Source organism: Microbacterium sediminicola (assembly GCF_039531125.1).
In the GTDB taxonomy this organism is placed as follows: domain Bacteria; phylum Actinomycetota; class Actinomycetes; order Actinomycetales; family Microbacteriaceae; genus Microbacterium; species Microbacterium sediminicola.
On the sequence record NZ_BAAAPL010000001.1, the window covers coordinates 476603 to 488475 of the forward strand.

Below are 11873 nucleotides of genomic sequence, written 5' to 3' on the forward strand. Positions count from 1 at the left end.
TATCCTGGTAGGCGCCGGAATCCCGGCGCGCCCCCATCTTGCAAGGAATTCCCTCATGGCCCACGCCCTCCGCTCGGACCTGCGCAACGTCGCAATCGTCGCGCACGTCGACCATGGCAAGACCACGCTCGTGGATGCCATGCTCCGCCAGACCGGCTCCTTCGGCGAGCACGCGCACGTCGAAGAGCGCGCCATGGACTCGAACGACCTCGAGCGCGAGAAGGGCATCACGATCCTCGCGAAGAACACCGCGATCACCTACAACGGCGCCCACACCGACATCCCGATCACGATCAACGTGATCGACACCCCCGGTCACGCCGACTTCGGTGGCGAGGTCGAGCGGGGTCTGTCGATGGTGGACGGCGTGGTGCTGCTGGTGGATGCCTCGGAAGGTCCGCTGCCGCAGACCCGCTTCGTGCTGCGCAAGGCGCTCGAAGCCAAACTCCCTGTCATCCTGCTGGTCAACAAGACCGACCGCCCCGACGCACGCATCGCCGAGGTCGAGGAGGAGGCCCATGACCTGCTCCTGGGACTGGCATCCGATCTCCAGGACGATGTCCCCGATCTCGACGTCGACGCGCTGTTGGATGTGCCGGTGGTGTACGCCTCGGGTCGTGCGGGAGCGGCATCCCGCACCCGGCCGGACAACGGGAGCCTCCCCGACAACGACGACCTCGAGCCGCTGTTCGAGGCGATCCTCGATCACGTTCCCGCGCCGTCCTATGACGACGAGGCACCGCTGCAGGCCTGGGTCACGAACCTCGACTCCAGCCCCTTCCTCGGGCGCCTCGCGCTCCTGCGCGTCTTCAACGGCACGCTCAAGAAGGGGCAGACGGTCGCCTGGGTGCGCCACGACGGCACCTACTCGAACGCGCGCATCACCGAGCTCCTCAAGACGCAGGCGCTCGAGCGGTTCCCTGCCGAATCGGCCGGTCCCGGCGACATCGTCGCCATCGCGGGCATCGAGGAGATCACGATCGGCGAGACGATCGCCGATCCCGAGGACGTGCGCCCGCTTCCGGCCATCACGGTCGACGACCCCGCCATCTCGATGACGATCGGCACCAACACCTCGCCGCTGGTCGGCAAGGTCAAGGGCCACAAGGTCACCGCCCGCATGGTCAAGGATCGCCTCGACCGCGAACTCATCGGCAACGTCTCGCTCAAGGTCGTCGACATCGGCCGTCCCGACGCCTGGGAGGTTCAGGGCCGCGGCGAGCTGGCCCTCGCGATCCTCGTCGAGAACATGCGGCGCGAGGGCTTCGAGCTCACCGTCGGCAAGCCCCAGGTGGTCACCAAGAAGATCGACGGCAAGACGTACGAGCCCTTCGAACACCTCACGATCGACGCGCCGGAGGAGTACCTCGGGGCGATCACGCAGCTGTTGGCGGCGCGCAAGGGCCGCATGGACAACATGACCAACCACGGCACCGGCTGGGTGCGCATGGAGTTCGTCGTGCCGTCGCGCGGCCTCATCGGCTTCCGCACGGAGTTCTTGACCACGACCCGCGGCACCGGAATCGCCAACGCGATCTCGCACGGCTACGAGCCCTGGGCGGGGCAGATCGTGACGCGTCAGAACGGTTCGATCGTCGCCGACCGCTCGGGTGTGGTGACGCCCTTCGCGATCATCGCGCTGCAGGAGCGCATGAGCTTCTTCGTGCAGCCCACCGAAGAGGTCTACGAGGGCATGGTCATCGGCGAGAACTCCCGCAGCGATGACATGGACGTGAACATCACCAAGGAGAAGAAGCTCACCAACATGCGCTCCTCCACGGCCGACACGTTCGAGTCGATGACGCCGCCGCGTCTGCTCTCGCTTGAGGAGAGCCTGGAGTTCGCCCGCGAGGACGAGTGCGTCGAGGTCACGCCCGAGAAGGTGCGCATCCGCAAGGTCGTGCTCGACGCGACCGAGCGCGGCCGTGCGGCGTCGCGCCTGAAGCGCCAGGATGCCAACGCCTGAGCCCGGAGCTTCGGCCTCCGCACCGACGCCTGACGACCACGCACGGCGTGCGTGGCGCCAGGCGCTGGGCGTGGCGCTGGCCACGAGTGCCTACGGCGTCTCATTCGGCGCCCTGGCCGTGGCATCCGGCCTGGACGTCTGGCAGACGTGTGTGCTGAGCCTGGTGATGTTCACCGGCGGCTCGCAATTCGCCTTCGTCGGTGTCATCGGTGCCGGGGGACTGGCGGCGATCCCCGCCGCGATCGCGTCCGCAGCGCTCCTCGGTGTGCGCAACATCGCGTACGGCCTGCGGATGTCACCGCTCATCCTCGGAGGGCCGCTCTCCCGCGTCCTCGCGCCGCATTTCACGATCGACGAGTCCGTCGCGGTCGCACTCGCACAGCCGACCCCACGCGCCCGTACCGTGGGCTTCTGGGTCACGGGTGTCGGAATATACCTCGGATGGAATCTGTCGACCCTCGCCGGTGCACTGCTGGGGGATGTGCTCGGGGATCCCCGCGCGTACGGGCTGGATGCGGCGGCCGCGGCGGCCTTCCTCGCGTTGCTGTGGCCGCGGCTCCGGGCGCTGCAGCCGATCGTGGTCGGGGTGGCGGCGGCCGTCGTCGCGGTCGTGTTGACGCCGGTGCTGATGCCCGGGGTGCCCGTCCTCATCGCGGGCCTGGTGGCCATCATCGTGGGGTGGATCAACTGGCCGCGGGGCCCGGGTGAGGATCCCGCGGCAGTACCGACCCCCGAACCGGACGACGTCCCCGAGCGGGAGGGGCTGCCATGACCCTGTGGACGGCGACCCTGCTCGCCGCAGTCATCTGTCTCGCGCTCAAGGCCGTCGGCTACGTCATTCCCGCCCGCGCGCTGGAGGGGCCGCGTCCGTCGCGCATCGCCGACCTGCTGACAGTGGCGCTGCTCGGCGCCCTGGTGGCCGTGCAGACCTTCTCGATCGGGCAGGAGATCATCGTCGATGCGCGCGTTACCGCCCTCCTCGTGGCGGCGGGTCTGCTGATGCTGCGCGCGCCGTTCCTCGTCGTGGTCGCCGCCGCCGCGATCGTGGCCGCGCTGCTGCGGTTGTGGGGTCTCGCCGCGTGAACCGGCGGCACGGCACGCTGAGAGGGGTGCACAGAGCGGGCGGCTAGAGTGGCGCGCGTGAGTCGCGCATTCTTGATCCGCATCGCCGCGTGGATCGTCGCCGCCCTGGTGGGGCTGCTCTACGGTGCGGCCGGGACGATCGGCCACGCCTACTTCTGGGGTGCCGTGCCGGTCGGGCTGCTCCTGGCCATGGTCTCGGTCGCCGCGATCGTCCTGGCGGTGCGTGTGCTCACCCATGATCGCTGGGCGGCCCTCGCCACGGGGCTGGGTGCCATGCTCGCCACCCTCGTCCTCTCGGGCGAAGGCCCGGGTGGATCGGTCGTCGTCGAGGCGTCGACCCTCGGCCTGGTGTGGACGGCGTGGGTTCCGCTGGTGACCGTGCTCGTCGTGGCATGGCCGACGCGCGTCGTGAGACGGCCCGCCGTCGAGAGCGCGAACTAGACTGACATCGTGACGTATGTGATCGCCCTTCCCTGTGTGGATGTCAAGGACCGCGCCTGTATCGACGAATGTCCCGTCGACTGCATCTACGAAGGCGAACGCTCCCTGTACATCCATCCGGACGAGTGCGTGGACTGCGGCGCGTGTGAACCGGTGTGCCCCGTCGAAGCGATCTACTACGAGGACGACCTGCCCGATGAGTGGCAGGACTACTACAAGGCGAACGTGGAGTTCTTCGACGACATCGGCTCTCCCGGTGGCGCCGCCAAGGTCGGCGTCATCCACAAAGACCACCCGGTGATCGAGGCCCTGCCCCCGCAGGGCGACTGAGACCGATGGGAGTCGCAGAACTCGCCGACTACCCGTGGGACGCGATGGTCCCGTTCGCCGAACGGGCGAGGCAGCACCCGGACGGGATCGTCGATCTCTCGATCGGTTCGCCCGTCGACCCGACGCCGCCGCTGATCGCCGCAGCCCTGGCCGGCGCGACTGATGCCCACGCGTATCCGCAGACGATCGGCACCCCGCTCCTGCGCGAGGCGATCGTGGACTGGTACGAGCGCCGTCGCAGCGTGCCGGGGCTGGGGGTCGAAAACGTCCTCCCGACGATCGGCTCCAAGGAGCTCGTCGCTCTGCTGCCCCTGCTGCTGGATCTCGGACCGGGTGACACCGTCGTACACCCCGTCGCCGCGTACCCGACCTACGAGGTCGGAGCGCGCGTGGTCGGGGCCACTCCTGTCGCCGCGGACGATCCGGCCACCTGGCCCGCCGGGACCAAACTCATCTGGATCAACTCGCCCGGTAACCCCAATGGTGCTGTGCTGGATGTCGCGGGGCTGCGAGCGGCGCGCGCCCGCGCACGGGAGCTGGGAGCGGTGCTTGCCAGTGACGAGTGCTACGCCGAGCTCGGATGGGACGCGCCCTGGGATCGCGAACCGGTGCCCTCCGTGCTCGATCCGCGCGTGACCGAGGGGGACCTCGAGTCCCTGCTCTCGGTCTACTCGCTCAGTAAACAGTCCAACCTCGCCGGCTACCGCGCGGCGTTCCTCGCGGGCGATGCCGCGCTCGTGGGGCGCCTGCTCACCGCGCGCAAACACCTCGGTCTCATGCTCCCCGCACCCGTGCAGGCGGCCATGGCGGTGGCACTCGCCGACGATGCGCACGTGGCGCACCAGAAGGAGCTCTATCGCGATCGTCGTGACATCCTGCGTCCCGCCATCGAGGCCGCCGGGTTGCGGATCGATCGCAGCGAGGCGGGCCTGTACCTGTGGGTCACGGCGGGCGAGGACGCCTGGCAGACGGTGGCGCGGTTCGCCGATGCCGGCATTCTGGTCGGCCCCGGGGTGTTCTACGGCGAAGGGCACGCGCAGCACGTGCGGCTGTCACTGACGGCGTCGGATGAGCGGATCGCCGCGGCCGCGCAGCGTATCGCCGCGTGGAGCTGACGGATTCCTCCATCGGATCCGATCATCCTTTGGTCGTGAACGCAGTTGGCCCACAGGCCGACTAGGCTGTAACGCGCAAGCGGCGGGGAGACCCCCCGAACCATCGCGAGGAGGCTACGTGGACAACGCGCAGACGCAACAGAAGGCCACTCTTTCGATCGGGGATCAGACAGCTGAATTCCCGCTGTTGCACGGCACGGACGGTGTGCCGAGTCTGGACGTCGCCACGTTCACGCGACAGACCGGCTACACGGCTTTGGACTACGGGTTCGTCAACACCGCCTCCACGAAGTCGGCCATCACCTACATCGACGGCGACGCCGGCATCCTGCGCTATCGCGGGTACCCGATCGAGCAGCTGGCCAAGCACAGCACCTACCTCGAGGTCGCGTGGCTCCTCATTTACGGCGAGCTCCCCACGGCCGATGAACTGGCCGCGTTCGACGCCCGCATCCGTCGCCACACGCTCCTGCACGAGGATCTGCGCTCTTTCTTCAGCTCGTTGCCGCCGACCGCGCACCCGATGTCGGTGCTCTCGGCCGCGACGGCTGTCCTCTCGACCTACTACGAGGACGAATCCGACCCGCACAACCCCGAGCACATCGAGCTGACCACGGTCCGCATGCTCGCCAAGCTGCCGGTCATCGCCGCCTACGCGCACAAGAAGACCCTCGGTCAGGCATTCCTGTACCCGGACAACTCGCTGAGCTTCGTCGAGAACTATCTCCGCCTCAACTTCGGCGTGATGAGCGAGCCGTACGAGGTCAACCCCGTGGTCTCCCGCGCGTTGGAGCGCCTGCTGATCCTCCACGAGGACCACGAGCAGAATGCCTCGACGTCGACCGTTCGTCTCGTGGGATCGACCGGCGCCAACCAGTTCTCCTCCATCTCGGCCGGCATCAACGCGCTTTACGGGCCGCTGCACGGTGGCGCGAACGAGGCCGTTCTCACGATGCTCGCGCAGATCCGGGACTCGGGCGAGAGCGTGCAGCGCTTCGTCGAGCGCGTCAAGAACAAGGAAGACGGCGTCAAGCTCATGGGCTTCGGGCACCGGGTCTACAAGAACTACGACCCCCGCGCGAAGCTCGTCAAGGAGTCGGCCGACGAGGTCCTCACCGAGCTCGGTGTCCACGACCCGCTGCTGGATCTGGCAAAGGAGCTCGAGGAGATCGCTCTCAACGACGACTACTTCAAGGAGCGTCGCCTCTACCCGAACGTCGACTTCTACACCGGTGTCATGTACAAGGCGATGGGCTTCCCCACGCGCATGTTCACCGTGCTGTTCGCGATCGGGCGGCTGCCGGGCTGGCTCGCGCAGTGGCGTGAGGCCGTGACCGACCCGCAGACCAAGATCGGCCGCCCCCAGCAGCTGTACATCGGTTCGGGCGAGCGCAACTACCCCGGCGTCTGACACCGGTTTCGAGGTGGCATCCTGAGAGGATGTCGAAGCTCCTCGTCCGTCGTCCTTCGCCCCACCTCGCCGACGGCGAGCTGACCCACCTCGAGCGCGTCCCCGTGGATGCCGACCGCGCGCTGCGGCAGTGGGAGGACTATGTCGAAGTGTTCCGCACGCGCGGATGGCAGGTCATCGAGGTTCCCGCCGGGGAGGAGTTCGCCGACGGCGTCTTCATCGAGGATCAGATCGTGATCTTCGGGGATGTCGTCGTCGTCGGGAACGCCGGAGCGGATTCACGCCGAGGCGAGCGGGCGGCAGCCCGCGAGAGCGCTGTGGCCCTCGGGATGCCGGTACTCGACATCGTGGCGCCGGGAACCCTCGACGGGGGAGATGTCCTCAAGATCGGCCGGACGGTCTACGTTGGGGCCTCATCGCGCACCAACGCCGCGGGGATCGCGCAGCTGCGAGAGCACCTCGCGCCCCGCGGCTGGGACGTGCGCGACATCCCGGTGTCGCGCGTGCTCCACCTCAAGAGCGGCGTCACCGCGCTGCCGGATGGCACCGTGGTCGGCTACGAGCCGCTCGTGGACGACCCGTCGCTGTTCCCGGTGTTCGAGGGTGTTCCCGAGGAACACGGGACTGCGGTGGTCGTGCTGGACGAGCGCACCGTGCTGATGTCTGCGGACGCGCCCCGGACCGCCGCATCTCACCGGGAGCGCGGGCTTGAGGTGATCACGGTCGACGTCTCGGAGTTCGAGAAGCTCGAAGGCTGCGTCACCTGCCTGTCGGTGCGCGTGCGGGACTGATGCTCAGGCGTGGAGCGCCTCGTTGAGGGTCACGCCCACCCCTGCGCGGCGTACCGCCTCCACCGCTCCGGTGAGGGAGTTCCGCCGGAACAGCAGGCCGTTTCGTCCCGACAACTCGCCACCCTTGACCGTCGGCCGCGACCCGTCGGCGCGGGCAGGCTCATCGGCGAGGACGATCTTCGAGCCGGCGGTGACGTAGAGGCCCGCCTCGACGATGCAGTCGTCACCGAGCGAGATGCCGATGCCGGCGTTGGCGCCCAGCAGGGTCCGCGCGCCGATCGCGACGCGGTGGGATCCGCCGCCCGACAGGGTTCCCATGATGGAGGCACCGCCGCCGATATCGCTGCCGTCTCCGACGACGACACCCTGCGAGATGCGGCCCTCGACCATGCTGGCCCCGAGGGTTCCGGCGTTGAAGTTGACGAACCCTTCGTGCATGACGGTGGTGCCCGGGGCCAGGTGCGCGCCCAGGCGTACGCGCGACGCGTCGGCGATGCGGACTCCCGCGGGCGTCACGTAGTCGGTCAGGCGTGGGAACTTGTCCAGGCCCTGCACCTGGATGCCGGCGCGCTGCAACCGCGGACGGCGGGCGTCCAGCGCGCGGGGATCGACGGGACCGGCGTTCGTCCAGGCGATGTTGGGGAGCCAGCCGAAGATGCCCTCCAGACTCAGTTCGTTGGGGCGCACCAGCAGATGTGACAGCGCGTGCAGGCGCAGGTAGGCGTCGGAGGTCCCTGCGGGGGCCGCGTCCAGATCGATCTCGAGCTCGACGACGCGGACGGTGACACCGCGTACGTCATCGTCGTACTCCTCGGCGTGAAGGCAGGCCGCCGTGGCGCGCTGAGCGTCGAGCTCGTCGGTCAGTCGACCCGCCCGCGGAGCGGGGTACCAGGTGTCCAGCACCGTCCCGTCCAGAGCGAGAGTCGCCAGGCCTGCGCCGCTGATCCACCGTGTCTGAGTCATCCCTCCAGGATATCGACGCCGGGCTCCTGATCCGCCCGCGGGGGCGCTCGGTAGACTCGAGGCGTGCTCGATCTCACCGCCTCTTCCGCCGATATCACCCGCACGATCTGCGACATCCCGAGTGTGTCGGGCGACGAGGGGCATCTGGCCGACCTCATCGAGGAGGCGATGCGCGCCTACCCGCACCTGGACGTCCTGCGCGATGGCGACACGATCATCGCGCGCACCACGCAGGGCAGGGCGCAGCGGGTCGTGATCGCTGGCCACATCGACACCGTGCCGATCAACCGCAACGTGCCGACCAGGGACGTGGTGATCGACGGAGAGGATGTCATCTGGGGCCGGGGGACCGTCGACATGAAGGCGGGCGTCGCCGTGCAGCTCAAGCTGGCCGCCGAACTGGTCGCGCCCCGCGTCGACATCACCTGGATCTGGTACGACCACGAAGAAGTGGATGCCGAGCTCAACGCGCTCACCCGCCTGGCGCGGACCCGTCCCGAATTGTTCGCGGGCGATTTCGCGATCCTCGGAGAGCCCTCCGGCGCCGAGGTCGAGGGCGGCTGCAACGGGCACATGCGAGCGATCGTGCGCACCCGCGGGGTGCGCTCGCACAGCGCCCGCTCGTGGGTCGGTGAGAATGCCATCCACAAGGCCGCGCCCATCCTCGAGCGGCTCTCGGTCTACGAGGCCCGTCAGGTGCCCGTCGAAGGACTGGTCTACCGCGAGGGACTCAATGCCGTGCGGATCCGGGGAGGGATCGCCGGCAACGTCATCCCGGATGTGTGTGAGGTGGAGGTCAACTACCGTTTCGCGCCGAACCGTTCCGTGGCCGAAGCCGAAGCTCACGTGCGCGAGGTGTTCGAGGGCTATGAGGTGGAGGTCATCGACAAGGCCGCCGGCGCGCGCCCCGGACTCGATGACCCGCTCGCGCAGGAGTTCGTCGCGGCCGTGGGCGCGACCCCGCGTCCGAAGTACGGCTGGACCGATGTGGCGCGCTTCTCGGCGCTCGGGGTTCCCGCCGTCAACTACGGCCCCGGCGATCCCCACCTCGCTCACCACGACGAGGAGAGCGTGCCGGTGGCGCAGATCGAGGACGTCGAGCGCGGGCTGCGCGCCTGGCTGAGCTGACGCACTCCGTGCCAGAGCCCACGGGACTGACGACGCCGCGTCGGGTTCTTCCCCCCGCGTTGACGATCGCGCTGATCTACCTCGTCGCGCGCCTGGTCACTCTCGGCTTCTTCGTTCTCGCGGCCGCCCTCGCCGCCGACGGCACCCGGTTCGGCGCCGACGCGACCGTGCAGGACCTGGCGATCGGGTGGGACGGCCAGTGGTACTGGTTCGTCGCCGTGCACGGCTATCCCGCCGAGCTGCCCCTCACCGACGCTGGGCTGGTCGCGGAGAACCAGTGGGCTTTCATGCCGCTGTTCCCCTTCCTTGCGGCAGGTCTCGCTCCGCTGCTCGGCGGCTCCTGGGGACTTGCGGCCGTTCTGATCTCCCTGGCGGCGGGTTACGGCGCCACCTATGTGCTGTTCCGGATGCTGCGCGTGAAGATCGGCGAGACCGCCGCGCTCTGGGCCGCGGCCTTCTTCGCCGCCGGCCCGCTGGCCGCGATGTTCCAGGTCGCGTATGCGGAGTCGCTGTTCCTCTTCTGGCTCTTTCTGTCCCTCTGGGCTGTGAGCGCTCGTCGCTACGGTTGGCTCTACCCGCTCATCGTCGTGATGGGCTTCACGCGTCCGGGGGTTCTCGCCTTCGCGCTGTTTCTGGGCCTGTTCGGAATCTGGCGCTGGTTCTCACGGCGGCGCGAGCCGCTGGGCCGCGTCGAGGTCGTCCACATCGTCGCGCTCGGTGCGTTGGCGACGACCGTGGGGTTCTCCTGGCAGGTGATTGCGGCGCTCGTGACGGGAGATCCCCAGGCGTATCTGCTCACCGAGCTGTCGTGGCGGCGCAACTGGATCCCCGGGGACGCGGGCGGCTTCATCCCCTTCGACGGCTTCGTGCAGGCGGCCCTGTTCTGGGGGAGCTCCTGGGGGTGGGGGCAGTGGGGCGGCATCCTCGCCCTGCTGATCGTGCTGGTGGCGATCGGACTCGCGCTGTGGCGGGCGCCGCAGGTGCGGGCACTCGGGGTTGAGGTCCGGCTGTGGTCCGTGTCGTACCTCGTCTACCTGCTCGCGGTGTTCTTCCCCCAGTCGAGCGTGTTCCGCTTGCTGCTGCCGTTGTCGCCGCTGTGGGGCGCGTTCGCCGTCCCGCGTTCGCCGTGGTGGCGCGGCGGCGTGATCGTCGCGTGCGTGGCGGGCCAGTGGTGGTGGATCTACAACATGTATGCGCTGGGCAACACGTACTGGCAGATCCCCTGAGCGCGCGACGCGGTGCCACGTCGTGCGGTCCTCAGTTCGTCGCTGTATCGAGGCCGGGATAAACTTGGCAGGCAGACCACGAGGAAAGGGAGCCACGATGGCAGCGATGAAGCCGAGAACCGGAGACGGGCCGATGGAGGCCGTGAAAGAGGGGCGTCTCATCATTGTGCGCGTACCGCTGGAAGGCGGGGGGCGGCTGGTCGTCTCGGTGAACGACGCGGAAGCCAAGGAACTCTACGACGTCCTGGGCGGCGTCGTCAGCGCGGCCTGAGCCGACTCTTCGCGAAGCGGTCGGATTCCTGTGGGGATCCGACCGCTTCGTCGTTGCAGGGGTCAGTCGCCCGGGAGTGTGGTCAGCTGCAGCAGACCCTCCGCGACCGTGTTGAGTGCACCGATCACGGCCGACGACTGCGCTGCCTCCTGAATGAGGGAGCGATAGGCGCTGGTCACGGGATCACGGCGGACGGGGTCCGCCACGGCGCCGTCCACGAGGACGCGGGGGACCAGCACCGTCCCTCCGGGGCGCACCAGGCGAAGGCCGTGTTCGACGTATTCGATGACGCCCTCGGGCTCGGCGTCGACGAGCACGATGTCATATGCGCCTTCGTTCATGCGGGGGAGCACATCGGCGGCGCGGCCGGTGATGAAGCGCACGCGGGCAGAGGGAACCTTCGCGGCCGTGAACGCCGACCTGGCCGCTGCCAGATGCTCGGGCTCGCTGTCGATCGTGGTCAGCGTCGCGCCCGGTGCCCCGCGCAGCAGCCAGAGCCCCGACACGCCGCCACCGGTGCCGATCTCGATGATGCTCGTGGCCTTGCCGACCGCGGCGATCGTGGCGCACTGCACGCCGACGGGCGCGCTGATCGAGCTGATGCCGAGCTCGAGCGCGGCCTCGCGCGCGCGGGCGATCCCGTCGGGTTCGACGGTGACCTCGTCGACGAAACGGTTGATTGCGTGGGGGCCCATGTCAGCTCCTCTCGGGGAGTCAGCCTACGTGCCGCAGCGCCGGTTGGGCGGGAGGCGCGAGGGGTAGCCTGGAGTCATGTTCTCCGGGCTCACGATCGAGAAGCTGATGCTGATCGCACTCGTCGCCGGGCTCATCATCGGTCCCGAACGCCTGCCCCGCTACGCCGCGGCGCTCGCGCAGATGACGCGACGCGTCCGGGACTTCGCCCGCAACGCGGGCACCAGGGTCAAAGACGAGATGGGCGAGGATTTCGACGACGTCGATTGGCGCACCCTCGATCCCCGTAAGTACGACCCGCGTCGCATCATCCGCGAGGCGCTGTTGGACGACGAGCCGACCACGCCCGCGCCCGTCAAGCCGCAGTCGGCTCCTGGGCCCGCCGCGCAACCGCGAGACGTGCTCCCCGCGGGCGCCGTGCCGCCGTACGACACCGAAGCGACCTGACCCCAGAT

14 protein-coding genes are annotated in these 11873 nt (G+C 68.8%); 12 read left to right on the top strand and 2 right to left on the bottom strand.

The annotated features are described in order from the left end of the window. The first annotated feature begins 55 nt into the window (after window positions 1-55). The 8 genes from typA to ddaH all read left to right on the top strand — a co-directional run bounded on the left by typA (window position 56) and on the right by ddaH (window position 7137). Window positions 56-1966 carry a translational GTPase TypA gene (gene typA, locus ABD206_RS02040; RefSeq protein WP_344068539.1) on the top strand — a complete coding sequence of 637 codons (1911 nt, stop codon included), beginning with the start codon at window positions 56-58 and terminating at the stop codon, window positions 1964-1966. Next, on the top strand, window positions 1953-2738 hold the full coding sequence (locus ABD206_RS02045) for an AzlC family ABC transporter permease (protein WP_344068541.1): 786 nt from the start codon (window positions 1953-1955) through the stop codon (window positions 2736-2738). The genes typA and ABD206_RS02045 overlap by 14 nt, the downstream gene beginning before the upstream one ends. After that, complete coding sequence (locus ABD206_RS02050; protein WP_344068544.1) at window positions 2735-3049, top strand: AzlD domain-containing protein; 315 nt, start codon at window positions 2735-2737, stop codon at window positions 3047-3049. The genes ABD206_RS02045 and ABD206_RS02050 overlap by 4 nt, the downstream gene beginning before the upstream one ends. A gap of 57 nt (window positions 3050-3106) precedes the next feature. Further along, window positions 3107-3490, top strand: a complete 384-nt coding sequence (locus ABD206_RS02055) for a histidinol dehydrogenase (RefSeq protein WP_344068547.1) — start codon at window positions 3107-3109, stop codon at window positions 3488-3490. A gap of 9 nt (window positions 3491-3499) precedes the next feature. Continuing rightward, entirely contained in the window at window positions 3500-3820 is a 321-nt protein-coding gene (gene fdxA, locus ABD206_RS02060; RefSeq protein ID WP_344068550.1) for a ferredoxin, read from the top strand. A gap of 5 nt (window positions 3821-3825) precedes the next feature. After that, window positions 3826-4935, top strand: coding sequence for a succinyldiaminopimelate transaminase (gene dapC, locus ABD206_RS02065; RefSeq protein WP_344068552.1), 1110 nt, complete (start codon window positions 3826-3828; stop codon window positions 4933-4935). 118 nt (window positions 4936-5053) lie between these two features. Next, entirely contained in the window at window positions 5054-6346 is a 1293-nt protein-coding gene (locus ABD206_RS02070) for a citrate synthase (RefSeq protein ID WP_344068555.1), read from the top strand. 29 nt (window positions 6347-6375) lie between these two features. Continuing rightward, entirely contained in the window at window positions 6376-7137 is a 762-nt protein-coding gene (gene ddaH / locus ABD206_RS02075; protein WP_344068558.1) for a dimethylargininase, read from the top strand. Between the two features lie 3 nt (window positions 7138-7140). Here ddaH and dapD read toward each other — a convergent pair whose 3' ends face one another. After that, window positions 7141-8100, bottom strand: a complete 960-nt coding sequence (gene dapD, locus ABD206_RS02080) for a 2,3,4,5-tetrahydropyridine-2,6-dicarboxylate N-succinyltransferase (protein ID WP_344068561.1) — start codon at window positions 8098-8100, stop codon at window positions 7141-7143. Between the two features lie 63 nt (window positions 8101-8163). Here dapD and dapE point away from each other — a divergent pair, with 63 nt between their 5' ends. The 3 genes from dapE to ABD206_RS02095 all read left to right on the top strand — a co-directional run bounded on the left by dapE (window position 8164) and on the right by ABD206_RS02095 (window position 10725). After that, the gene (gene dapE / locus ABD206_RS02085) at window positions 8164-9228 is read left to right on the top strand and encodes a succinyl-diaminopimelate desuccinylase (RefSeq protein WP_344068564.1); all 1065 of its coding nucleotides are present in this window, start codon (window positions 8164-8166) and stop codon (window positions 9226-9228) included. Window positions 9229-9236: 8 nt separating this feature from the next. Next, entirely contained in the window at window positions 9237-10454 is a 1218-nt protein-coding gene (locus ABD206_RS02090) for a hypothetical protein (protein ID WP_344068567.1), read from the top strand. Between the two features lie 97 nt (window positions 10455-10551). Then, the gene (locus ABD206_RS02095; protein ID WP_169582164.1) at window positions 10552-10725 is read left to right on the top strand and encodes a DUF3117 domain-containing protein; all 174 of its coding nucleotides are present in this window, start codon (window positions 10552-10554) and stop codon (window positions 10723-10725) included. A 62-nt stretch (window positions 10726-10787) separates the two neighbouring features. Here the strand turns inward: ABD206_RS02095 and ABD206_RS02100 are convergent, their stop codons facing one another. Next, entirely contained in the window at window positions 10788-11420 is a 633-nt protein-coding gene (locus ABD206_RS02100) for an O-methyltransferase (protein ID WP_344068573.1), read from the bottom strand. Between the two features lie 76 nt (window positions 11421-11496). On the opposite strand from ABD206_RS02100, the gene ABD206_RS02105 reads away from it, so the two are divergent. Next, window positions 11497-11865 (top strand): twin-arginine translocase TatA/TatE family subunit, encoded by a 369-nt coding sequence (locus ABD206_RS02105; RefSeq protein ID WP_344068577.1) that lies wholly within the window; start codon window positions 11497-11499, stop codon window positions 11863-11865. The last annotated feature ends 8 nt before the right edge of the window (window positions 11866-11873 follow it).